Origin of the sequence: Aurantiacibacter arachoides, from assembly GCF_009827335.1 — a bacterium.
Classification (GTDB): Bacteria; Pseudomonadota; Alphaproteobacteria; order Sphingomonadales; family Sphingomonadaceae; genus Alteraurantiacibacter; species Alteraurantiacibacter arachoides.
Map to the genome: position 1 here is coordinate 2,887,832 of NZ_WTYH01000001.1, position 23,479 is coordinate 2,911,310.

Consider the following 23,479-nt stretch of genomic DNA (forward strand, 5'->3'; position numbering starts at 1 on the left):
CGAGAGGCGTTCCGGGAGGCGCGGGAAAGCGGAGCTTGCCCCACCCCCTACCCACGGTTCGGCGACTTGACCCGACCCGCTGTATTATGGCACTGCTGCACCAGCATGGCCGATACCCGCCCAGTCTATCTGCGTCTGCGCGAACAGATCGCCGCCGCCATTATCGACGGGCGCTATGCCGAAGGTGCCATGCTGCCCAGCGTGCGCGCCTTTGCTGCCCAGCAGGGCGCCAACCCGCTCACCGTGGCCAAGGCCTATCAGCAATTCCAGGCGGACGGCCTGATCCGCGTGCAGCGCGGGGTAGGGATGTTCGTGCGCGAAGGAGCCGCGGCCCAGCTTCGCAGCGCGGAGCGCGAGCGGTTCCTTCACGAGGAATGGCCCGCGATCCGCCAGCGAATGGAGCGGCTCGGCCTGTCCATTGACGAACTGCTGACAACCGCCGGGGAACGGGCATGACCGGACAAACCGCGCAATTAACGGGTTACCTGCTGCGTTGCCTATGCGCCAAAATTATGGCATGTTAACATATTGTAATATGCCGCGCACCATTGCCGGCGACATCGTTATGCGGGTCGCGCCCATAACTCTCGGGGAACCGGTATGATCAGGTCCGAACTTCTCCAGGCTCTGCAGGACGACCACCCCGACCTGCGGCCAGAGGAAATCGAGCAAGTCGTGGACATCTTCTTCGACGAGATCGCCGCGCGGCTGGCCGAAGGCGGCCGGGTGGAATTGCGGGGCTTCGGCACGTTTTCCACTCGCGAGCGCGAGGCCCGCACGGGGCGCAACCCGCGAACGGGCGATGCGGTGGAAGTCCCCGCGAAGCGCGTTCCGTATTTCAAGCCGGGCAAGGAAATGCGCGAACGGCTCAACTCGCAATAGGCGGCAGCGCCCGTGTCGCCAGGCATTGGCAAGGGGGCACTGTGCGCGCTAGGCACCATCGCGCGTAGCGGGCGTGGCGGAATGGTAGACGCCGGGGACTTAAAATCCCCTGATCCTTGATCGTGCGGGTTCGAGTCCCGCCGCCCGTACCATTTTGATATAGAACGATTTATTTGAGAATTAGGCTGCGCTTTTTTGCGATTCGTTTTTCGTTGTGTGTAGTTCTGGTGTAAACGCGTCAGAAAACGTGGCGTCGAGATAAGCAACCGACCTGTCGATGTGTTCGTCAGAAAGCTGCGTATACCGCAGCACCATCGACAGGGTTTTGTGCCCGAAGATCTTCTGGATGGTGGGCAGATCGACGTTCGCCTTCACCAACTCAGTGATCGCGGTATGCCGCAGAATGTGCGGAGTCACTTTTTTGGGGTTTAAGTTCGCGCGCACTGCTGCACGCCGGAATTGCGCCGACATGTTTTGCCGACAAGGATGTCGGGGGTGTTCGCGGTTGGTCGGGAAGAGGTAGCCTTCGGGCTTCCCGCACTGTTCCCATTCGGCGAGAAGCTTTAGGCCGAGACTACCGGGGATTGGTTGATCGCGTTGCCCTGCCTTTGCCCGGCCTACGAAAATGCGCCGTTGAGCGAAATCGATCTCTTCCCAGCGGATACGAAGAATTTCCGCGTGTCGCATCCCTGTGCCAATTGCGATAGCTACGAAAAGCCAAGTGAGGGGGTCTTGATCGGCAATTGCGCCAGCCAACAACGCTCGCTTTTCATCGTCTGATAGGACGACAATCTGCTTCCGTTGCTCCTCGCCTTTGGCGATCTTGGGCTTCGACTTGATCCATCCCCATTCGACGCAGCGAGACAAGAAATGGGACAGGGTCGACAATTCGCGATTGACCGTCGCCTGGGCCGCGCCTTGGTCGAGCCGATGTCGGTTATAGTGGGAAATGCTGAAGTCGGTGAGCGAGTCCGGGCGCTGCGCCTTGAAATAGGGGACCAAACGCTCGCGGATATGATGGCGCTTGCGGGTCAAGTTCCTGCCATGCCTTGAGTGCGGCTCGATACGGGTCAGATACTCGTCGGCCGCCTCGGCAAAGGACCGATGAACTTTGCGCCCGCTGGGCAGATCAAGCCTGTTCTCCCGCGCCTTTGTGCGAAAGTGTTCGATGGCACGCTCGGCCTGCTCCCGGGTCGTATTCTCGCTCTCCCGTCCGATCACACGGTGGATGCGCTGACCATCCACCATGACGTTGATGCTGTAGCGCACGTCACCATTGGTCTGACGTTCTGCGATAATGCCATGCTCGTTTATCCGTTGACCCGCCTCCAAGGCACGGATTGCGGGTCGGGTTAGTTTGGTGAATTTCAGCGCCATGACGAAATCAGCCCGAGAAAATGCTCTGCATTGAACGCCTCGCCAAATGTCCTTTGATGAGAAGCTTGGTCTTGCAGATGGCTTCGATAGATCTCGCGCCCTTTAAGTTCCGCTTCCCAGTAAGGGCGCATCGCATCGCCGTAGGCATGGCGCAGGGCATCGAAGTCAGCATCTAACGCAATCAACTGGTCGTGAAGGCTCAGTGCCTGTTGGCGCAGAGCGGGGTCGGGTATTGCGTCGATACTAGACCGCTCAAGGTTGCGGCTGGCAATTTTGAGCAATCCACCGAACTTGTTGTCTTGGCTAATAGACAAACCAATTTCAGCCAACTTGCTCACAACATTGGCCTTTTGGTCGTAGGTGTTGATCAACTGCCCAAGGATCGCCTTTACGTCCTCCTCATCCCAAGGGTCGTCGGGCCTCATGGCCGAGATCGGGCCTCCGGCCAGCATTTCTGCGACAGCGGACCAACTCGTCAAATCGGCATGCCACCGCTTTCCCTTGTTCCGCTTGGTAAGAGCAACGATCTCTGCGCTGATCTGCCTGACAAGATCGAGACCCTGCGCATCAAGGCCCACTGTTGCTGCAACCCGCGCCTCAATTTCTTTACCGAGGCTGCGCCCATTGGCAGCTGCATGTTTTTCCAACCTCGCCCTTACGTCCGGGTCGAACCGAAGCGTCACCGGCTGGCGACGGTCTTCTTCAGACTTGCTCGGCCGACCCATCCGCACCTCCATAAATGTAAGCGTTTAACGATGCTGTTTTTGATGCCCTAAAGGGTCCGATAGGCTAACTCGGGGTCTCGCACAACGGTGACGGAGGGTTTCGTGGACCAAGTTCAGTTTTTGAAGGTGCAGGTTTTGCCGGATGGGCGCGTTGACCGCGTCAATGCCGCACGTTTCCTGGGCAAGGCTCCCAAGACGCTCGCCGAATGGCATCGGCTTGGGATTGGTCCTCGAAGCCTGCTGGTTGGAGGTCGCCGGTTCTATCACCTGACCGAACTTCAGAGTTTTGTGAACGGCGGGAGGACTGCCGTTCAGACCAGTTAGCACTTCGCTAATTAAATCCTTCGCGCTGGGTGGCTAAACACGGTGGCGGCGCGATTGAAATGCTGCACCACTGGGGTCCGGTCATAGCAGCAACCCGAGTCCGAAAGACAGAGCGGGGACCGGTAGGCGAAGGCGCCGATTAGCAACTGTCGAGGCTTGGGGTGCCTTCTACCACCAAGTTGCCTGTGTCGCTCGTCCCGGCTCCATAAGCCACGGAGAGATACTGCATAGGGAGGACTGCCCTCGGCATCGAGCAATCGCTCAGAGCCGGGGGTAGTCGTCCTATGCCCGGAACGCTGAACCCTCACCACAGCCATGGTTTAGATGAGAAGATGCAAGGGAAGTAGTTCACTCCACGCGAGGCGAATTTCAGACAGCAGATTTGGATTTCACTGCAACCCTACCCCAACCAAATCGGGCCGAGCAAATTTGGCTCGATCCCCAGAAATCATGGTTTTCAGCGGCTTTTGCCGCCGTTAGGACAGAAAAGCGGTTGGATAAACTTGCGGTAGCGCAGGCGCCGGGCTTCCCGCGGGATCATATGCGGCGGCGCAGCTAAAAGAAACGATCTCCCATCCAACAACCATCGAGGAAAAGCGGGCACTGGCACGAGAGAAGCTGGAAACCGTCGTCGCGCGGAGTGCGCAGAAGCGATGCTTCGCCTTTGCTAGCGTTCGTCCTAAAGATGATCCGCCCCGGTTGGTCTGGTGCATCGCGGATGCGAACAGCCGCGAAGTCCCGGTTGGCCCAGACCAACCCAAGCCTGTTCTGAAATCCGCAAAAACCATGCTGGCTGCGGATGATCCGCCGACCCCGGCCAATGACGATCTCGTTGAACAGTGCGGATTGGGCACTACCCTTTGCGACAAGTAGGGCGATTTGCAGCAAAGGCTTCGTACGTCTGCCGCGACGTCGGCGCGACCGTGAACGGTATCGAAGGCTTCCAGGCGCAGTTGAAGCGCGGCATCAATGGCACCCACACTTGCGTCAGCGCGAAGCATCTTTCGAAGTATCTCGTGGTGTTCGAGTTCCGCCATGATCGTCCGCAGACGATGCTCACGAGTTGATCGTTTCTTTCCCACGCCAAGGGCTTCGCCTTCGACCATGCGCCTTAGGAGCGCATCGAAGCGCTTGTTCATTCGTCAAGTCATGCCTCTTGGGATCGCGCCGAACTCATCTTCGATTTCGCTCATCATTGCCGAGCGCACGAACTTCCGAAGAGATGCTTCGTCATATTCTGACCCGCCCCCCTCGACTTCTCTCACACTGGCCGGATTATCTTGCCCAAACGCATCCAGCGACAACTCAAGGTAGAGCCTGAATTTCTTGCGCTGCTTTTCGCTCGCCGATAGTCCGGTTGTCCCTGGCATGGTGAAATCCAGCAGGCTCGTAGCCGGGCGCTTTATTTGACCCCATTCGGAATGGCGCATCAATGCGATTGCGGCTTCGCGATCGATCCAAACCCTCTCAACCAAAAGCTTTCTCCAATCGAACCACAGCCTATGACGGAGGCGCCACACGCCAGGCAACCGCCACAGAAGCGATAGCACCCCTGCCACGACCAGCACCACCCTCACCCATGGCTGATTGACCCACGCGGCAAATTCGACAGCCCGCTCCGCCAATGCCAAAACTCGATCATCGCGGGTCATTTTGCTGACCAACTTCTGCCACGCCGCAATGTCCTCGCGCAGACCAGCGAGGCCGAGAACGGTGATAGCACTGCCCACGGGGCATTTGAGAGGGCGAAGCAGAAAATCTTTAGCCTTATTGGAGACCCAAAGGCTCTTGTTGCTTCGCTGCTTATGCGATCTCCCCATTTCCCGGCCATATCACCGCTCCGACCGGTGTCGAGGTATGCTTGGCGGGGAGGATAAGCCCCCTCGCGATTGCGGCAATATCGGCCATTAGTATGTTGCCGCTCAGCAGTTCGTCGCCATGACGCGCGGGTCCAATCTGATTTGCGCAGCATCGGGCGACCAGCATTTCCGGCGACGGTTTCGGCCATCGAACCTTATGGGACGAATATTGCCATGAAGCGCGCCACGGCCCGACGCCCGCGCTGGAATATGCTTGGCCGGAGGCCTTGCATCCCTACATCGCCGAAAAGATCGCAGCCCTTCAGCATCCAACTGCGGTTCTGCTGACTATTGCCGCTGAGTATGCCGCCGGAGAATCGAAGGATCAGGATCGCAGAACGAGCAACGACCATCTGATGAATGGCGTTGGGAAGGATCTTAACGCGCTCGCCGTCAGGCGCAGGTGATAGGTTCGATATTCTTCGCTAAGCCCAGATACACTGGACGTTTGCGCCGCCTTCGCTGCCATGCTCTATCAGAGGGCAATGGAGGGCATCATCGACATAGAGGGGTTCATCGCGCGCTGGGCGCAAACTGGCGGATCGGAACTGGCGAATACGCAGAGTTTCATCAACGGTCTGTGCCGACTGATTGGCGTTGAGCCGCCCCATGGCAGCATGGCAGACGATGCCAGCAACGATTACGTGTTCGAGCGCCGCGTGTTTCAGGACAATGGGGATGGAACGCAGAGTTTTGGCCGGATCGACTGCTATCGTCGCGATAGCTTCATCCTCGAAGCAAAGCAGGGAAGCGAGGGCGACCGGGCTGCTGCAACGCGCGGCGAGGACGATATCGACCTATTTGGACAGACCGCCACAGCGCGGCTGAAACGCGGCACAGCGAAGCGCGGCACTCCGGCTTGGGCCAAGGCGATGGTACAGGCCAAGGGGCAGGCGGAACGTTATGCCAAGGCGTTGCCGCTCGATCACGGGTGGCCGCCGTTCCTGCTCGTCGCCGACATTGGCCACTGCATCGAGGTTTACGCCGACTTCACCGGCACCGGCAAAGCCTACGTCCAATTCCCTGACCGCGCCCGATATCGCATCATGCTGGACGATCTGCGCGATGAAAAAGTGCGAGAGCGCTTGAAAGCAATCTGGACTGCCCCAAAGGCGCTTGATCCAGCCGCCCGTTCGGCCCGCGTCACGCGCGATATTGCCGATCTGCTTGCCACGGTCGCCCGGCGGCTGGAAAAGCGCGGGCACAGTGCGGAGCGGACCAGCGGTTTCCTGATGCGTGTGCTGTTCACGATGTTCGCCGAAGACAGCGGCCTGATCCCCCCGGAAAGCTTCACCCGGCTGCTTTTGAACCAGCGCGCCCACCCAGAGCATCTTAAACACCAGTTGTCGGCCCTGTGGGCTGCTATGGACGAAGGCGAGTTCTCGCCCGCGCTCGGCGTGCCGCTCAGGAAGTTCAACGGCTACCTGTTCAAGGACCGCACCGCCATCGCTCTGGAGGCTGAAGAACTGGTGGTGCTGATCCGCGCGGCGCAGCACACTTGGACCGAGGTGGAACCGGCGATATTCGGAACCCTACTGGAACGCGCGCTCAATCCGAAAGAGCGGTCGAAGCTGGGCGCGCACTACACGCCGCGAGCCTATGTCGAGCGGCTGATCGCGCCTACCATCATGGAACCATTGCGAAATGACTGGACCGGAGTGCGGGTGGCGGCGGCAGACCTGATCGAGCAGGGCAAGTCAAACGAGGCGAAATCGCTCGTGGAAGCGTTCCACCTAAAGCTGGCGGGCACCAAGGTGCTTGATCCAGCCTGCGGCACCGGCAATTTCCTCTATGTCGCGATGGCGCGGATGAAGGAATTGGAGAGCGAGGTTCTCGAATTTCTGGTCGAACTGGGCGATCACCAATACGTGGCCGAACTGACCGGGCACACCATCACGCCGGAAAACTTCCTCGGCATCGAGATCAACCCGCGCGCGGCGGCGATCGCGCAACTGGTGCTGTGGATCGGGTATCTACAGTGGCATTTCCGCGTAAACGGTGCAGACCGCGCCCCGCCAGAGCCGATCCTGAAAGACATTCGTACTATCGAGAACCGCGATGCGCTGATCGACTACGAAGCCTGCGAACTGGAGCGGGACGGGGATGGCAAGCCGGTTACCCGATGGGATGGCGAGGCGATGAAGCCGCACCCGGTAACCGGGCGCATTGTGCCGGATGAGGCGGCCCGCGCCGAAGTCTATCGCTATGTGAAACCCCGCGCGGCGGCGTGGCCGAAGGCGGATTTCATTGTCGGCAACCCGCCCTTTATCGGCGGCAAGGATGTGCGCGACAAGCTGGGCGATGGCTATTTCGATGCGCTATTCGCCACCACCGATGTGCCCGAAAGCGCCGATTTCGTGATGCATTGGTGGGACAAAGCCGCCGCCGCTGTGCGCAAGGGCGGTGTGCGCCGGTTCGGGTTCGTCACGACCAATTCAATCACGCAGGTGTTCAGCCGCCGGGTGATTGCCAAGCATCTGGATGCGAAAGGCGGGGTGAGCCTGCGCTTTGCCATTCCGAACCATCCGTGGGTCGATGAGAAGGACGGGGCGGCCGTTCGGATCGCCATGACGGTGGCTGAACCGCATGGGAAGGCGGGGCGGGAGGCCGGGCTATTGCTCATCGTCACCAATGAGAGCGAAGCGCCGGACATTATTGAATTTGGCTCCAATACCGGATTGATCTCCAGCGATTTGCGCATCGGTGCAGATGTGACTGCGACGGTGCCGCTCAAGGCGAATGAAAAGCTGGCTTCACGGGGCGTTCCTTTACACGGGAAGGGCTTTTTGATCGAAACTGAGCAGGTGCCATTTATGAGCCAACGCACGTCACCTGACCTACCTGAGATTGTTTTCTCCTACCGTAACGGTCGTGATCTGGCGAACAGGCCCCGCGGGCTTTGGGCTATAGACACATATGGACTTACCGAAGCGCAACTTAGCGAGGGTTATCCCAACGCATACCAGCACCTCTTTATTCACGTGAAGCCGGAGCGCGACCAGAACAAGCGGGGGCATCGGTCCAAACGCTGGTGGTTGCACGGAGAACCCGTCGAATTGATGCGCGGAGGTCGGAAGGGCCTCTCTCGCTACATCGCCACCATCGAAACAGCGAAACACCGCGTGTTCCAGTTCCTTCCCAAGTCGATCCTGCCGGATAATATGCTTGTCTGCATAGCGCTGGACGACGCCTATTTCCTTGGCGTGCTGTCGAGTCGGTTCCATGTGCCGTGGGCCATCGCCAGCGGTGGTCGGCTCGGCATGGGTGACGATCCACGCTACAACAAATCGCGCTGCTTCGACCCTTTCCCATTCCCAGCCGATTCGCCCGAACCCCTCAAAGCCAGCATCCGCGCCGAAGCCGAAGCGCTCGATGCGCTGCGCAAGTGCGTGCTCCAGAGCCATGAAGACCTGACTCTCACCAAACTCTATAATGTGCTGGAAGCGCTGAAAGTGGGCCGCGCGCTCACCGAGGTGGAGCGTGACATGCACGACCGGGGCCTCGTCACCCTGATCCTCCAGCACCACACTGCCATCGACGCGCTGGTGGCCGAATCCTACGGCTGGCCCGCAGACCTGCCTGACGAGGAAATCCTCACCCGGCTGGTGGCGCTCAACAAGGAACGTGCGGGGGAGGAGGCCAAGGGCCTGATCCGCTGTCTGCGTCCCGAATATCAGGCCCCGGACTACACCGCGCCCGTCACCCAAGGCCTCGATTTCGGTGAAATGGCCGCCCCGCTGCCTGAAAACGTCATCCCATGGCCCGACAAGCTGCCCGAGCAGGTCAGCGCCGTGCAAGCAGTCCTTGCCGCCGCAACCACCCCGCTCGCCGCTGGAGATATTGCCCGCGCCTTCAAGGGTAAGCGCACGTCAACCGTTCGACCCGTATTGGACGCACTTGCAGGCATCGGCATGGCTCGTCGATTGAGCGACGGAAGGTACGCGGCTTGACCTTTTTCCCTGCTGGGTTTGCGACGTTTCACACGGGTAGCGCATCATGACCGGCAACCGCCCCTACATGCAGCGCGGCATTAATGAACTGGAGAAGCTGGTCGAAGAGACTCGCGCCGATCCAACAACGCTGCGCCGCGTGCTCGCCGAACTCAGCCATCGAGAAACGGACCGGGCGGGGCGGCTCCGCGGCAAGATTAAGGCCATGCTCGATGGCTTGGAATTGCCGCTCGCAGAGCCACAAACCCAATCGGCAGTTGCCACAGAACCTGAGTTGCTGGGGTTCAACCCCAATCGAAAGGGCGGATTGGTGATCCCCAATCTAGTTGGGGCCAGTCGCACAGCATTGAAGGCCGAGTTGAAAAAGGTACAGTCCGAGAAGCAATCGAACTCCCTGGAGAACAGGCCCCAAGTGCCAGAAACCGCTGCCGCGGCGCCGATTGTAGAGCCGGTTGCCAACCCGACCAAGCCCCGCCAGCCGCCATCGTTGGTCGTATCGCGGATGTTAGACCTGATCGACTACGTGATCGCGGTCGAGAAGGATAAACTCAAAACAGTCACCGATGTAGGTGAGCATAAGGGCTTCCACCGCACGCACGACGAACTGGTCGATCTGCCGGGAGTGTCGTTTAATGTCATTGATGGTGGCGAAGCGGCATGGTTACAGGTTGAGCGGCTGGCGAAATTGGCTCCGCCGGTGCCCGTGGACCCGCTTCTCGCGACATGGGTGGTTCTTTCCGATGATCCCGTTGTGCAGCCACGTCTTCGCGAAAGTCTCTCCGAAGCGGAGTGCAAAAAGGCCGGTATTGCCCTTGAACCGGACCAGCCCGGCATTGCCCTGATCGACCTGCCCCAGCGGGAGGATGTGGAAACCGCCCTCGCTTCGTATGTCGCAGGGCCTTGGTCAGCGTGGTCACGGCAAGAGCGACCCCGCCGCGCCAGCATTGCCCTGTATGGCAATCTGTTCGCCCTGCAAGCGAGCCTCTCAGCCCCAGACGGAACCCCGCAGGAGTTTGTCTGCGGCATCGGCTATGCAGGCCTGTCGCACGACGGGAAGCGGCTTCGCTATCCGTTGCTGACCGTTCCGCTCGAAATTGAACTTAATCGCCATAGCCATGTTCTCTCGGTCATCCCCCGCGAGGAGGTCGCTCCATCGGCGGAGGTCGATCCGCTCGACGCGATGGGGTTCGCCCAGGTCGATGCATGGCGCAAGGATGCGCGGCGAACACTGGATGGGCTGGAAGATGATCCCCTCTCGCCTTTCGCCCCTGGCACATATGATCGGATCCTGGGGCAAGCCGCCGCCCTGTTGGACTCGCGGGCGCAATATCATGGTGGCGGCGGCGCAGGGTTCATGCCGCCGCCTACGCCCGGGCCTGAATTGATCATCACCAATGCCTTTGGCTTCTTCCAGCGCGAACGCCGCGCGACACAATTGATGGCCGATCTGCTGGCGTTCAAAGAATTGCTCGAAGATGGCGGCGACATGGCCATACCTGGCTCTATCGCCGCATTGTTCACCGAGCCATCTACCACAGTTGCCAGCGAGGACTTCCCGACCTTCCGGGGCATTAATTCCATTCCCGGCTTCACGTCCTCTGATGGCGGCGGTGACGACCTGTTCTTCCCCAAGCCTTTCAACGGCGAGCAGGTCCAGATCGTGCAGCGACTGGCCGTGCGCGACGGGGTGGTGGTCCAAGGCCCGCCGGGCACTGGCAAGACCCACACCATCGCCAATATCATCAGCCATTACCTCGCAACGGGGCGACGTGTGTTGGTCACTTCGCAGAAGTCACCTGCGCTTCAGGTGCTGCAAGGGCAGCTTCCCGCCGCAATCAGACCACTAGCGGTCAGTTTGCTCGATAGTGATCGCGAAGGGCTGAAACAGTTCCGCGGCTCAGTCGATCTTATTGCCGAACGCCTGCAAGGCCTGCGCAAGTCAGACCTAGACGATGAGATCGCCGGTTTGGGGCGGCAGATCGATGGCCTTCACCAAACGCTCGCGCAGATCGATCACGAAATTGACCGGCTGGGCCGCACGGCGCTTGAGCCTGTTACCATAGATGGCCAAGTCGTCGCCCCGCTGGATGCCGCACTTGAGGTTCTTAACGCGGGCGACGACGCGCTATGGATCGAGGATGCGATCACACCCGCGAGCGCTCACGACGCCGCATTTGCCAATGATGACATTGCTTCAATCAGGCAGGCCCGCGCCACACTTGGTGTTTCGCTCGACTATCTCGGAAAGGAACTGCCGCCTGCCGATCTGTTCGCCGATATTGAGGGCATTGTAGCCACCCACCTTGACCTGGTGCGGGCATCTTCAATCGACGGTGAAATCAGCGATGGTATAATCTGGGCGCTGGCTGACGATTGGCCGGAAACTGTCGATGCGGTGTCTGGCCTTTGTGAACGGTTATCGACCTGGACATTGCAGCGTGACCAGCTTCGCAACACTGCCACCGCATGGGAGAGTGCAGCCCACGGTCTACTGGCTTCGCCAGCCGATCCGTTGCTGCTCGCGATCCAAGGCATGGAAAACGAAGCGCGCGCTTTGGCGAGCGACCATGCTTGGTTCCTGACCCGCCCAGTCCAGCTTCCAGATGGCGCTTTAGACGATCCTCGCTTCCTTGCGGCGATAGATGATCTGCAAAATGGCGGACAGGGGCTGGGTACATTGGCTGGCCTTTTCGCCCGTAAGACCAAGCAATATCTGGACGCGGTGCGACTGTGTGCAAAAGCGCCGAAAAGCGCTGAGGATTGGCAAACCGTTGCGCGTTTCATCTCGGCCTCGGATCGCGCCACTGCCCTTATCTCAAGCTGGAATCACGCAATTGCAGGAACCGGCCTTCCAGCGAACAATTCGACTGGCCCAGCTGCCGGGCGCGAAATCGTACACATCATGGAGCGGATCGAAGAAATTGCATCCGTTCAAGGGGAGGCTGCGCACCTGACCAGGGATTTGCGCCGATTGCTCCCACATTGGCCTGGCATAATCACGCAAGAAAACGAAACGTCGCCGGTATTGAATTGCTTGCACCTACACCTGGACCGAGCGCGTCTGAGAAAAGCCGAGACGAACCGGCAGAGTCTTTTGGCAAGACTGGGGACGCATGAAACCGAAATCCATGGAGAAATGCGGCTGCTTGTCGCCAACCTTGGTCAGGAACGGCTCGCCGCCTCCACCGTCCGCGATGAAGCGATAGCATTAGCGAGGCGTGCGCAACGGTTGCACGGGCACCGCCCCCATTTCGACGTGGTGGCGGCTGTGAGCGAGAAAATTCAAAACTCTGGTGCTGCGCGTTGGGCGACACGACTGCGCAGTGAACCTGCAACAGGCGAAGACCCGCTTTGTCTAGGCGATTGGCACAAGCGGTGGCGACTGCGGCGCCTGGCAAGCTGGCTCGACGCTTCGCAGAAGCTTGATCAATTCCGCACGCTCCATGGAAATCGTCAGCAGGCAGAGAGCGATCTATCGCGTTCTTACACCCGCATGATTGAACAGCGCACATGGCTGGCGCTGAAAAAGCAGGCCTCTCCCGCCATTATGGCTGCCCTCAGCGCATATGCTGTTGCTGTAGGGAAGATTGGCAAGGGCACGGGTAAGAGCGCAAACCGGCACCGTAAATCTGCCCGGAGCGCTGCAAACGCCGTAAAGGGCGCCTTGCCTTGCTGGATCATGCCGCATCATCGCGTTTCAGAGTCCCTGCCTCCAGAACTCGCCATTTTTGATCTGGTAATTGTTGACGAGGCCTCTCAGTCGACGCTTTCCGGCTTACCAGCATTGTTTCGGGCGCGCCAAATCCTGGTGGTTGGCGATGACAAACAGGTCAGTCCCGACAATGTCGGACTATCGATGGATCAGGCCGATGCGCGGGCCGCGCGCTACCTCGCCTCCCAAGTGTCCATTTTTAATGCGCCGATGCGCGAAGAAAATTCCCTTTACGATCTGGCGAAGGTGGTCTTCGGCGGGGACAAGCTGATGCTGCGTGAGCATTTCCGCTGCGCGGCCCCCATCATCGAATTTTCCAAGAGGCAGTTCTACGACAACGAACTGCGCCCGCTCCGCCTATCGAAGGCATCCGAGCGCTTGGACCCAGCATTGATAGATGTGCGCGTCAAAACCGGCTTCCGGAAGGGCAAGACTAATCCCGCTGAGGCAGACTTCATCGTGAGCGAACTTAGCCGCATGGCTGATGATCCGGCGTTCGACGGACGGACGCTCGGCGTTACCACTCTGCTTGGAACAGAACAGGCGGCGCTGATCTACAACCGCATCTTGGGCGAATTGGGCATCCCCTTCATCGAGAAATATCATGTGCGGGTAGGTGATCCCTCCGTATTTCAAGGTGACGAGCGCGATGTGATGTTCTTGTCGATGGTCGCCACTCCCGGCAATGCGACTGCGCTTAGCGGTTTGGCATTTGAGCAACGCTTCAATGTCGCCGCATCGCGCGCCCGCGAACGCATGATTTTGGTGCGCTCAATCGACCTCGAACAGTTAAGCCCAAAAGACGCGCTGCGACGGGCACTCTTGGAACATTTCCGTTCACCCTTCCCAGTGGATACGTTTGATCAGAGAGAAGCGCGCACTCGGTGCGAATCTGATTTCGAGCGCGAAATGTTCGATGAACTTTCCGGGCGCGGCTACAGCATAGACACGCAAGTGCGGGTCGGCGCTCATCGCATCGATTTGGTGATTGAAGGCGACGAAGACCGGCGGCTAGCGATTGAGTGCGACGGTGATCGCTATCACGGCCCTGAGCAGTGGCCTGCGGACATGACCCGTCAGCGCACGTTGGAACGCGCAGGATGGCGCATTTGGCGGTGCTTTGCCTCGCGGTTTGTGCGGGATCGCGCTGAAGTTCTGTCCGAACTTACTGACTTGCTTACCGCGCTCGACATTCATCCCCGACAGACAAGCGAACGTTCGAGAACCTACACCGAATACCGGGAGTGGCCGGATGCAGCATCCGATACCGACCCCGTAAATTCGCCCGTTCCGGAGGAGTTTGATCTACATCTAGGTGATGGGTTGGTTGAAGACGATGGCAGTCACGATCATCCAGAAGATAGCCCTCTTCTTTTTCACGGAGACGCAGCCTCGTCACCAGCACCCCTACAAGACCACCACGCGACCCGAACGACAGAACGCGAGGTCCAGGCGGCTATTTTGGATTTGATGCAGGATGGCAATGTTTGGACCAACGCAGGTCTCAAGGCAGCTATTCCTGCCATCTTGGCGCTCACTGTCGGCGATCGTGAAATGTCGCTTACCAGACCGAAAGAGGAGAAATGGGAGGAATTGGTCAACAACGCCTTGTCGGAACACGGTCGCAGCAATTCCCTATATGCCCGCGGGCTGCTCTCGAAGGTGGGGCACGGCCAGCATCGCTTGAAAAGATGAGAGATTGCCCGGATCGCCAGACTGGTTGTCGTGATGAGCGAGCATCCCACCCTTAAAGTTGGCCTGTTTTGCCGAAATCGGAACTCTGTTGAATGACCCTTCAAACACTCTTGGATGACACTTCAAAGAGTGTTCGAAGGGTCTTCATCTGGCCCAGATCGTGAAAAAGGCTGACGAGTGTGGCCGTGTAGATCGTGTGTAACTGCGCAGGGAATGAACAGGGTTTTCCGGGTATGTTCCGACATAGTGATCCGCGCATGTTCGAAGTGTCAGCGAGGTTTCAGGCAACTTCAGGAACCGACCGGAAATTTGCTCCCCTAGACTTAAAATCCCCTGAGCATTGCTCGTGCGGGTTCGAGTCCCGCCGCCCGTACGCTGCTGGCCCAACATTTCCCCGCGGCAAACGTAAACGTTCGCTTCACCTGTTCTGGCAACAAATGCGCAGGGGCAGCGGTACGAAATGACAGTCGCCACACGTTAGGCCCTGATTCTCCGACAACCGGAATGTTGGTCGCAGGCGGCCACGTCCAGCGAGGACAACGAGAGCAGCCCATGGGTGAAGTTCAGCGCAAGTACTACGATGACCCAATGCCGCCGGTCAGTGCGCCGACCAGCGATCAGCGCACTGCGCAGCGATATACTTTCCTGATCCGCACGGCCAAATTGGTAACGCGGCAGGGCGAGTTCCTGTGCGTTATCCGCGATGCGTCGGAAAACGGCATCTCGATGCGCATCTTCCACCCCTTGCCTGAGGGGCAGGCGATGATGGTCGAACTGCAGAACGGCGATCGTTACGGCGTCGACCTGCGCTGGCAGGAGGGGGATCGCGCCGGCTTCCGTTTCACCGCAGACGCTGACATCGACCGTATCATCGCCAGCCCGAGCCGGTTCTCCCGGCGGCCGGTGCGGCTCAACCTCACGGCGCAGGCCGAGATCGAATCGCACGGGCGCAGCGAATACGCCACCATCCAGGACATCTCGCAGCAGGGCGCCAAGGTCGCCTGTTCCAGCCGCCTGGCGCTCGATCAACGCGTGAAGCTGCGCGCGGATGGCCTGCCCGACACGATCTGCAAGATCCGCTGGCGGCGCGAGGGCACCTGTGGCCTGGTGTTCGAGAACACGCTGCAATACGATGAACTCGCCCGCATCGCGCAGCGCCTGCAGGCGCGGGAATAGCCGCCCAACAGCTAGGGTGTGGAGGCGGCGTTAACCATCCCATAACCAATTTCCTTCACGCCCGGTCAGGACACCAGACCGGGGGTATCGATGGACGTGCAGGGCGCTCGCAATACGGGTGAGATCAAGGTCGATGTGGCCATCATCGGCGCCGGGCCAGCAGGGCTGACGGCAGGCTATCTGCTGACCAGGGCCGGCAAGAGCGTGGCCATCATCGAGAAGGACGCGACCTATGTCGGCGGCATCAGCCGCACGGTGGAGCACGAAGGCTACCGCTTCGACATCGGCGGGCACCGGTTCTTCTCGAAGAGCCAGCAGGTGGTCGACCTGTGGAACGAGATCCTGCCCGACGACTTCATCCAGCGCCCGCGGATGAGCCGCATCTATTACGAGGGCAAGTTCTACAGCTACCCGCTTCGCGCGTTCGAGGCGCTGTGGAACCTGGGCCTGTGGCGCAGTGCCATGTGCATGGCGAGCTATGCCAGGGCCAGGGTCTTCCCCAACCGGGACGTGAGGAGCTTCGAAGACTGGACCAGCAACCAGTTCGGCAAAAAGCTCTATTCGATCTTCTTCAAGACCTACACGGAAAAGGTCTGGGGGATGCCGTGCAACGAGATGAGCGCCGACTGGGCGGCACAACGCATCAAGGGCCTGTCGCTGTGGGGCGCGGTGGTCGATGGGCTGAAGCGCAGCCTCGGCCTCAATAAACTGAACGACGGCAGCGGCGCGCAGGCGAAGACCCTGCTCGAAACCTTCCGCTACCCCCGCCTCGGCCCCGGCATGATGTGGGAAGCGGCGCGCGACAGGATCGTCGCCACCGGCAGGGGCCAGGTTATCATGGGACACGAGCTGAAGCAGCTCGCCGCCGACAGCGCCGAAGAGAATGGCGGCGGCTGGCGCATGACCGCCTCTTCGCCCGAAGGTGGCGAGGTCGTCATCACGGCCGCCCACGTCATCAGTTCCGCGCCCATGCGCCAGCTCGCCGCGCGGCTGCATCCACTGCCCGAAACGACGCTGGAAGCCTCGCGCCTGAAATACCGCGACTTCCTTACCGTGGCGCTGATGATCGAGAGCGAGGACCTGTTTCCCGACAACTGGATCTACATCCACGACAGCAAGGTGAAGGTCGGCCGCGTGCAGAACTTCCGCAGCTGGTCGCCCGAGATGGTGCCAGACGAACGCGTGGCCTGCGTCGGCCTCGAATATTTCTGTTTCGAAGGCGACGGCCTGTGGTCGATGGCGGACGACGATCTTGTCGAACTGGCGAAGGCGGAGATGGCCATCCTCGGCCTCGTCAGCCCGGACAAGGTGATCGGCGGCGCAGTGGTGCGGCAGGAAAAGGCCTATCCCGTCTACGACGAGGACTATGCCGCCAACGTCGCCGCCATGCGGACCGAACTGGAGGCGCGGCATCCCGACCTGCATCTCGTCGGGCGCAACGGGATGCATCGTTACAACAACCAGGACCACGCGATGATGACCGCCATGCTGACGGTAGAGAACATCCTCGCCGGACGGCGCATCTACGATACCTGGTGCGTCAACGAGGATGCCGAGTATCACGAGGCGGGCGACGAGGGCGTGGAGCGCGAGCTGCCCGCGCGCCCTGTCACGCCCGATCAGGCCGCGGCGCTTGCATCGGTGCGCGAGGTGCCCGCTCGGGTCGACGAGCGCAAGGCCGCCTGATCGTGGTCGCCGCGATCCGGCAGGTCGTGGACCGCCGCCTGACCCGATACCTGCTGGCGAGCGTGGGCGCGCTGGCGGTGGACATGGGCACGTTCCTGGCGCTGCTGACACTGGGGCCAAGCCTTGAGCTGGCACCCGCGGGTGCCTCGGCGAGTGGCTACGCGCTCGGCATCGCGGCGCACTGGCTGATGTCCAGCCGCGCGGTCTTCGTCGGCAGCCTGGCCGAGCGCGGCGTGGCGCGCCATCGGCAAAAGGTTCTGTTCGTTGCCTCCGCATTGATCGGCCTGGCGCTGACCACGGGCATCGTCGGGGCGGGCGACAGGGCGGGGTTCGACCCGCGGATCGCCAAGCTTGCCGCCATCGGAGTGAGCTTTTCGGTCACCTGGCTACTGCGCAGCCGCATCGTTTTCCGCTAGAGGCCGGTCCCGATGATAGTGCGGGGCAATGACAGGGGCCTGTTCGCGGGCGATTTCCTGCGATCGGCAAGTGCGGTGGTGCTGGTCTGGCTGCTTTACAGCGGCCTGCGCCTGGCGTTGCTGCCGTTCCTCGGCTGGAATCCGCAAAGCGCCGACGACTGGACGCGCCTGCTCGAAGTGCGTGACTGGCTCGGCGGGCAAAGCTGGTGGGACGTCAGCCAGCACCGGATGAACCCCCCGCAGGGCTTTTCGATGCACTGGTCGCGCCTTGTCGACTTGCCGCTGGCTGCCGCGATTGCCGTGATCGGAGAACGCTGGGGCATGGCGCTGGTGCCGCTATTGTGGCTGCTGGGCGGTCTGTTCGCCTTGCGCGCGATCATGCTGCGGCTGGGGCTTTCGGGCCTTGCCTACGGCTTCGGCCTCTTCGCGTTCGTGCTGTTTCCGCTGGTGCCCGGCGTCTTTGCGCCCATGGCCATCGATCATCACGGCCCACAGGCGGTGATGGCGCTGGCGACGACGGCAGCGATGCTTTCTCCCTTGCGGCGAGGGGCGCTGGCAGCAGGACTTTTCGCAGCGACATGGCTGGCGATCTCGCTGGAAGGGCTGCCGCTGGTGGCGGTGGTCGCGGCGCTCTATGGTCTGCGCTACCTGGGGGAAGAGCGGCGTTTGCTGCCCTGGTTCCTGCTGTCGCTGACGAGTTTTGCGCTTCTCCTCTCGCTCGCCACCCGCCCCAATGCCGAACTGCTCGGCCCCTGGTGCGACATCCTGCTGCCGGGGCACATCACCGCCTTTGCCATGGCGACGCTGATGGCGGGGATCGGACCATTCCTGCCGTTCCAGCACACGCCCGCCGGGCGCTTGGCAGCGCTGGCGCTGGTGCCGCTCGCCGCCTTGCCGACCGCCCTCGTGCTGCTCGGCCCCTGCGCCGCCAACCCGATGGCCGCGCTCGATCCGGTGCTGATGCAGTGGTGGCACGGCTACATCGGCGAAGGCTTGCCGTTCTGGCGCCAGCCGGTCTCGACCGCGCTGATGTTGGTGTGGCTGGTGGTGCCGCTGGTGGGGGGATACTGGCTGGCGGGACGTGGTGGTGGCTTTGCCGACGGGGCGGGCGGAAACTGGCTGCTGTTGTTCGTGCTGGCGCTGGCCGCGTGGCTCTATTCGCTGCTGGTCATGCGCGAGGCGTTGATCGCGCAGTGGCTGGCTATACCCTTTGCCGCCGCGCTGCTGGCGCTGCTGCTGCCGGGCGCCCGCGCGATCCCTTCGCTGGTGCCGCGGCTGGCGGCAACGCTGGGGGTGTTCGTCTTGGCAACGCCTCTGGTGGTGACGGCGATGGCCAAGCCGCTCGACCCGCTGCTGCCCACGCCGACGATGGCGCGGGGCGCCGCCGCGCCGGTGGTGGCGGGATCCTGCGATTTCGCGCGGCTGGCAGGGCTGAAGCCGGGCCTGCTGCTGACCCCGATGGACGACGCGCCGGAAATCCTCGCCCGCACGCAGCACAGCGTCATCGCCGCAAGCTATCATCGCAACCAGCGCCCGATGGTGGACACCATTACCGCCTTCAGCGGATCGGCAGACGATCTGCGCCGCATCGCGGCAGACTATGGCGCGAACTATGTCGCGGTGTGTCTCTCCGCGAGCGATTTCGCGCTCTATCGCACCGCGCCCGGCGACAATGCCGCGACCATGCTGGCGAGTGACAGCCAGCCCGCTTGGCTGGTGCCGGTCGCCGGTCTGGATGGTGTTCTGCGCGTCTGGCGAGTCGCGCCAGACGTTACACAGCAGGTCAGGCGGGCCGGAACGCCAGCGCCACGCCGTTGATGCAGTGCCGGTGGCCGGTAGGCTGCGGCCCGTCGTTGAAGCGATGGCCCAGATGCCCGCCGCAGTCGGCGCAATGTTCCTCGGTGCGGGCGTAACCCAGCAGGCGATCGGTCTTGTAGCCCACGGCCCCCGAATCGATGGGCTGCCAGAAGCTTGGCCAGCCGGTGCCCGAATCGAACTTGTGCGCGCTGGAAAACAGGCGGTTGCCGCAGCCCTGGCAATGGAAGGTGCCACGTCGATGCTCGTCGTCGAGCGGCGAGCTGTAGGGCCGTTCGGTCGCTTCCTGGCGCAGCACGCGATACTGCATGGCAGTCAGCCGGCTGCGCCACTCGGCATCGGTGCGCGTGACGCGAAAGCTCTGCTGCGCGGCGGCGGGATCGACACCGCAGGCGGCAAGGACGGGAATGGAGACGCCGGCCCCGATCCAGAACAGGGCGGAACGGCGGGTTGCGGTGGCTTGGGTCATGCCGATGACCTTACGCAGCGCCACCGGAACCCTTGCTGAACAACCCTGCCATGGCCCTGCCGAGGCCGCGGCGGCCGGAACTGCGCGGCCCGGATTTCATCACCCGGCGGCGGAAAAGCGTGGAACCGGCCTTCACGAAAAGCGCCACCCACAGCCCCTGCCACGCCAGCGCCAGCAGGTGCGGCCACAGCGTTTCCTCCATCGCCGCGCGCGCCAACATGGTGAAGGGCGAACTCAGCGGAAAGGCGATGGCGACAGCCTCGACCCAGCCGCCCCGGTCGGTCACCGCCAGGCTGGCGAGGAAGAAGACCACGATCTGCATCATCGATGCGGGCATGGCCATGGTCTGCACCTCGCGCACCGTGGTGGCGAGCGAGCCGACGGCGAGAAAGATCGAACCGAGCAGCAGGTAGCCCATCGCGAAATACAGCGCGAACAGCAGCAGGAACACCGGCCAGCCGACGCCGGGATTGGCGAAATCGGAGAGCGATTGCCCGGCGGCGAACAGCACGCTCGCCCCGGTTGCGCCCCACACCACGATGCCGACCACGGAGACGCCGAGCATGGCGAACAGCTTGCCCAGGAACACCGCGTCCATGGGGATCGCGGCGGCGAGGATCTCGATGATCTTGTTGCCTTTCTCCTCCACGAGATTGGACAGCACCATGCCTGCCAGCAGCATGATCAGCAGGAACAGCATGACCTGCGCGCCCTGCGCCGTGCGCAACCGGCCCGAACTTTGCGAAGCGCCGCTGGTGCCCACCACGCGGGTGGCGACGGGCGGATAGGCGCGGGCGGCCGGCTCCTGCGCAGCCTCGGCGATCATGCCGACCATGCCCTGCCAGCGCCCCACATGTCCCTCGGTGGCTATCAGGACCGGGGCCTGCGGGGATCCGCTGACCACGGCGGCGAGGCTTCCTTGTGCGTTCTCCAGCACGGTGCGGGCGTCGTAGGTTTCGCCGGGCTGCAACCGCGCCACCGCGACCATCGGCGGCACCGCGCCGCCCAGTTGCGCGGCCAGGTCCTCGCGCGCGGCGAGCATGGCGTCAACGTCCGCAGACTGCATCGCCACGCCGACATCGACGCTGGCCGCCGCGCTCTGCACCTGCGCGCCCACGCCGCCCGCCATCACCATCACCACCACCGGGAACAGCGGGCCGAGCAGGAAGAAGATGAAGGACCGGCTGAACAGGATGGCGGTGAAATCGCGGCGCGCGATCACCCACGCGGCCTGGAGCAGCGGCAGGCGCCCGCCTGACTGGACCGCGCGGTTCATGCCGGTTCTCCCACGGCGGTTCTGGCCATGTCGGCCGCCGCCGCCTCGCCGGCGATGGCGACAAAGGCATCGTGCAGCCCGGCCCGCTCGATGCTGAGCGACTGCACGCCCGCCTCGCCCTCGATCAGCGCCTTCAGCAGCGGTTCCACCCCGCTTTCGGGCAGGGCAAAGGACCAGAAATCGCCTATCTGCCTGGCATCGGCTGGCAGGGCCGCGCGCCAGGCACCGTCGCGCCGCCGCGTTTCCAGCCGCACCTGTGCCGGGATGCGATCCCGCGCGGTCTCCACGCTGCCGGCATAGGGCACGCGGCCCCCGGCGATGATGGCGATGCCTTCGCACATCCGTTCGGCATGGGCGATGACGTGGGTGGAGAAGATGACGGTCGTGCCCCGGTCGGCAAGGCCGCGGATCAGCACCTCCAGCTTGCCCTGGTTGATCGCGTCAAGGCCGCTGAACGGCTCGTCGAACACCACCAGCCGCGGCTCGTGCACCAGCGTGCCGAGCAGCTGGACGGTCTGCGCCATGCCCTTGGAAAGCTGGCGGATCTGCCGGTCGATGGCGTGGCCCAGGCCGTGTTCTTCCATCAGCGCCTTGCCCCGCGCCCGGCCCGTGGCCAGCGGCAGGCCGCGCAGCGCACCCATGAAGGCGATCGCCTCGTAACTCTTCATCGACGGATAGAGCCCGCGTTCCTCGGGCAGGTAGCCGATCAGCCGGGCGACATCCTGCGGATCGTCCGCGCCGAGCACGCGGCGGGTGCCGGCATCGGGGTCGATGATGCCGAGCAGCATCCGCAAGGTCGTTGTCTTGCCCGCGCCGTTGGGGCCGAGCACGCCGTAGATCGCGCCTTCGGGAATGGCGAGGTCCACCCCGTCCACCGCCAGCGTGTCATCGAAGCGTTTGACCAGCCCGCGCGCCTCGATGGCGAAAGGGCGGGTATCCGCTGTGTGCAATTCGCCTGTCGCCATATCCATCCCGCCTCCGCTAGGGCTTAGGAATGAACGAGCGACTAGCGCAACATGGTTAATTCGCCCGCTACCCTGACGATCGAGGATCGCCTGAAGGCAAAAGCGCGCGAACTGGGGTTCGCCGCTGTCGGCATTGCGCCCGCCGCAGACGATGCGGTGCGCGCCGGGCGCCTGCACGATTGGCTGGGCGAAGGCTTCCACGGGTCGATGGGCTGGATGGAGGACCGCGCCGAAGTGCGGCAGGGCCCGCAGAGCATGTGGCCCGAGGCGAGGAGCGTCATCGCGCTGGGCATGAGCTACGCGCCCGCGATCGATCCGCTGGCGCCGGCCGAGGCCAGGATTTCGGTCTACGCCCAGGGCCGCGACTATCACGACGTGCTGAAAAAGGCCGCCAAGGCGCTGGCACGGTGGCTGGTGGACGCGGTGCCGGGGGTGCAGCTCAAGGTCTTTACCGATACCGCGCCGGTGATGGAAAAGCCGCTGGGCGAGGCGGCGGGGCTGGGCTGGCAGGGCAAGCATACCAACCTGGTCAGCCGCGAACACGGCAGCTGGCTGTTCCTGGCGGCGATCTACACCACGCTGGATCTTGCGCCCGACGCGCCGCATGCCGACCGCTGCGGAAGCTGCCGCCAGTGCCAGGATGCCTGCCCGACCGATGCCTTTCCCGCGCCCTACCGCCTCGATGCGCGGCGCTGCATTTCCTACCTTACCATCGAGCACAAGGGGCCGATCCCGCACGAATTTCGCGAGGCGATGGGGGCCCGCATCTACGGCTGCGACGATTGCCTGGCGGTATGCCCGTGGAACAAGTTCGCCGACACCGCCGCACGCCACGCCGCCTTCGTGCCGCGCGAGGAGCTGCTCGCCCCGAACCTGGCCGAATTGCTGGCGCTGGACGATGCGGGCTTCCGGGCCAAATTCTCCGGCTCACCCATCAAGCGGATCGGGCGGGACCGGTTCGTGCGCAACTGCCTGATCGCGGCGGGCAACGCGGGCGACCCGGCCCTCGCCGGGCAGGTCGAGGCGCTGACGGGTGATCCCGACCCTGTCGTGGCGGAGGCGGCACGCTGGGCGCTGGGGCGAATCCCGGTCGGCGACTAGCCGACCGCAAGGGCAGGCGCCCGCCCGCAACGGGCACGCAGCGAAGCGGAG

17 protein-coding genes and 1 tRNA gene are annotated in these 23,479 nt (G+C 62.3%); 11 read left to right on the forward strand and 7 right to left on the reverse strand.

Features of this window, described 5'->3' with window-relative positions; genetic code table 11:
* Positions 1-105 precede the first annotated feature (105 nt).
* From GRI62_RS14190 to GRI62_RS14200, 3 genes are all read left to right on the forward strand, one after another.
* A complete protein-coding gene (locus GRI62_RS14190) occupies positions 106-456 on the forward strand; it encodes a GntR family transcriptional regulator (RefSeq protein ID WP_131451365.1) in 351 nt (116 codons plus the stop codon).
* Between the two features lie 144 nt (positions 457-600).
* Positions 601-882 carry an integration host factor subunit beta gene (locus GRI62_RS14195; protein ID WP_131451366.1) on the forward strand — a complete coding sequence of 94 codons (282 nt, stop codon included), beginning with the start codon at positions 601-603 and terminating at the stop codon, positions 880-882.
* A 67-nt stretch (positions 883-949) separates the two neighbouring features.
* Positions 950-1,034 (forward strand) — tRNA-Leu (locus GRI62_RS14200).
* 28 nt (positions 1,035-1,062) lie between these two features.
* Here GRI62_RS14200 and GRI62_RS14205 read toward each other — a convergent pair.
* Positions 1,063-2,259: a tyrosine-type recombinase/integrase gene (locus GRI62_RS14205; RefSeq protein WP_131451367.1), complete on the reverse strand. Its 1,197-nt coding sequence runs from the start codon at positions 2,257-2,259 to the stop codon at positions 1,063-1,065.
* Complete coding sequence (locus GRI62_RS14210; RefSeq protein WP_160731896.1) at positions 2,250-2,984, reverse strand: TraY domain-containing protein; 735 nt, start codon at positions 2,982-2,984, stop codon at positions 2,250-2,252. Before GRI62_RS14210 ends, GRI62_RS14205 begins: the two co-directional genes overlap by 10 nt.
* A 102-nt stretch (positions 2,985-3,086) precedes the next feature.
* Here GRI62_RS14210 and GRI62_RS14215 point away from each other — a divergent pair, with 102 nt between their 5' ends.
* Positions 3,087-3,308: a DNA-binding protein gene (locus GRI62_RS14215; RefSeq protein ID WP_131451369.1), complete on the forward strand. Its 222-nt coding sequence runs from the start codon at positions 3,087-3,089 to the stop codon at positions 3,306-3,308.
* Positions 3,309-3,784: 476 nt separating this feature from the next.
* Here GRI62_RS14215 and GRI62_RS14755 read toward each other — a convergent pair whose 3' ends face one another.
* Entirely contained in the window at positions 3,785-4,447 is a 663-nt protein-coding gene (locus GRI62_RS14755; RefSeq protein WP_444541740.1) for a hypothetical protein, read from the reverse strand.
* A gap of 3 nt (positions 4,448-4,450) precedes the next feature.
* Positions 4,451-5,038: a hypothetical protein gene (locus GRI62_RS14225; RefSeq protein WP_131451371.1), complete on the reverse strand. Its 588-nt coding sequence runs from the start codon at positions 5,036-5,038 to the stop codon at positions 4,451-4,453.
* A gap of 614 nt (positions 5,039-5,652) precedes the next feature.
* Here GRI62_RS14225 and GRI62_RS14235 point away from each other — a divergent pair.
* The 6 genes from GRI62_RS14235 to GRI62_RS14260 all read left to right on the forward strand — a co-directional run bounded on the left by GRI62_RS14235 (position 5,653) and on the right by GRI62_RS14260 (position 19,620).
* Entirely contained in the window at positions 5,653-9,117 is a 3,465-nt protein-coding gene (locus tag GRI62_RS14235) for a class I SAM-dependent DNA methyltransferase (protein WP_131451372.1), read from the forward strand.
* 46 nt (positions 9,118-9,163) lie between these two features.
* Entirely contained in the window at positions 9,164-14,524 is a 5,361-nt protein-coding gene (locus GRI62_RS14240; protein WP_131451373.1) for an AAA domain-containing protein, read from the forward strand.
* 552 nt (positions 14,525-15,076) lie between these two features.
* Entirely contained in the window at positions 15,077-15,700 is a 624-nt protein-coding gene (locus tag GRI62_RS14245) for a PilZ domain-containing protein (protein ID WP_160731899.1), read from the forward strand.
* A gap of 90 nt (positions 15,701-15,790) precedes the next feature.
* Positions 15,791-17,386: an NAD(P)/FAD-dependent oxidoreductase gene (locus GRI62_RS14250; protein ID WP_131451375.1), complete on the forward strand. Its 1,596-nt coding sequence runs from the start codon at positions 15,791-15,793 to the stop codon at positions 17,384-17,386.
* Between the two features lie 2 nt (positions 17,387-17,388).
* Positions 17,389-17,802, forward strand: a complete 414-nt coding sequence (locus tag GRI62_RS14255) for a GtrA family protein (RefSeq protein ID WP_131451376.1) — start codon at positions 17,389-17,391, stop codon at positions 17,800-17,802.
* A gap of 12 nt (positions 17,803-17,814) precedes the next feature.
* Positions 17,815-19,620, forward strand: a complete 1,806-nt coding sequence (locus GRI62_RS14260) for a hypothetical protein (protein ID WP_131451377.1) — start codon at positions 17,815-17,817, stop codon at positions 19,618-19,620.
* Here the strand turns inward: GRI62_RS14260 and msrB are convergent.
* From msrB to GRI62_RS14275, 3 genes are read right to left on the reverse strand one after another with little or no spacing between them, the layout of a single operon-like run.
* Entirely contained in the window at positions 19,586-20,086 is a 501-nt protein-coding gene (gene msrB, locus GRI62_RS14265; RefSeq protein ID WP_131451378.1) for a peptide-methionine (R)-S-oxide reductase MsrB, read from the reverse strand. The genes GRI62_RS14260 and msrB overlap by 35 nt on opposite strands.
* Positions 20,087-20,096: 10 nt before the next feature.
* Positions 20,097-21,362: an ABC transporter permease gene (locus GRI62_RS14270; RefSeq protein ID WP_131451379.1), complete on the reverse strand. Its 1,266-nt coding sequence runs from the start codon at positions 21,360-21,362 to the stop codon at positions 20,097-20,099.
* Entirely contained in the window at positions 21,359-22,327 is a 969-nt protein-coding gene (locus GRI62_RS14275; RefSeq protein ID WP_131453664.1) for an ABC transporter ATP-binding protein, read from the reverse strand. Before GRI62_RS14275 ends, GRI62_RS14270 begins: the two co-directional genes overlap by 4 nt.
* Before the next feature lie 51 nt (positions 22,328-22,378).
* Between GRI62_RS14275 and queG the strand changes: the two genes are divergently transcribed.
* Complete coding sequence (gene queG / locus GRI62_RS14280; protein WP_131451380.1) at positions 22,379-23,428, forward strand: tRNA epoxyqueuosine(34) reductase QueG; 1,050 nt, start codon at positions 22,379-22,381, stop codon at positions 23,426-23,428.
* Positions 23,429-23,479 lie beyond the last annotated feature (51 nt).

Bases quoted from the DNA above. Each gene is read 5' to 3' on its own strand.
- GRI62_RS14275 (WP_131453664.1), bottom strand. From the start codon at position 22,327: ATGGCGACAGGCGAATTGCACACAGCGGATACCCGCCCTTTCGCCATC.
- GRI62_RS14235 (WP_131451372.1), top strand. From the start codon at position 5,653: ATGGAGGGCATCATCGACATAGAGGGGTTCATCGCGCGCTGGGCGCAA.
- GRI62_RS14205 (WP_131451367.1), bottom strand. From the start codon at position 2,259: ATGGCGCTGAAATTCACCAAACTAACCCGACCCGCAATCCGTGCCTTG.
- GRI62_RS14190 (WP_131451365.1), top strand. From the start codon at position 106: ATGGCCGATACCCGCCCAGTCTATCTGCGTCTGCGCGAACAGATCGCC.
- GRI62_RS14755 (WP_444541740.1), bottom strand. From the start codon at position 4,447: ATGAACAAGCGCTTCGATGCGCTCCTAAGGCGCATGGTCGAAGGCGAA.
- GRI62_RS14260 (WP_131451377.1), top strand. From the start codon at position 17,815: ATGATAGTGCGGGGCAATGACAGGGGCCTGTTCGCGGGCGATTTCCTG.
- GRI62_RS14195 (WP_131451366.1), top strand. From the start codon at position 601: ATGATCAGGTCCGAACTTCTCCAGGCTCTGCAGGACGACCACCCCGAC.
- msrB (WP_131451378.1), bottom strand. From the start codon at position 20,086: ATGACCCAAGCCACCGCAACCCGCCGTTCCGCCCTGTTCTGGATCGGG.
- GRI62_RS14245 (WP_160731899.1), top strand. From the start codon at position 15,077: ATGGGTGAAGTTCAGCGCAAGTACTACGATGACCCAATGCCGCCGGTC.
- GRI62_RS14240 (WP_131451373.1), top strand. From the start codon at position 9,164: ATGACCGGCAACCGCCCCTACATGCAGCGCGGCATTAATGAACTGGAG.
- GRI62_RS14210 (WP_160731896.1), bottom strand. From the start codon at position 2,984: ATGGGTCGGCCGAGCAAGTCTGAAGAAGACCGTCGCCAGCCGGTGACG.
- GRI62_RS14250 (WP_131451375.1), top strand. From the start codon at position 15,791: ATGGACGTGCAGGGCGCTCGCAATACGGGTGAGATCAAGGTCGATGTG.
- GRI62_RS14270 (WP_131451379.1), bottom strand. From the start codon at position 21,362: ATGAACCGCGCGGTCCAGTCAGGCGGGCGCCTGCCGCTGCTCCAGGCC.
- queG (WP_131451380.1), top strand. From the start codon at position 22,379: ATGGTTAATTCGCCCGCTACCCTGACGATCGAGGATCGCCTGAAGGCA.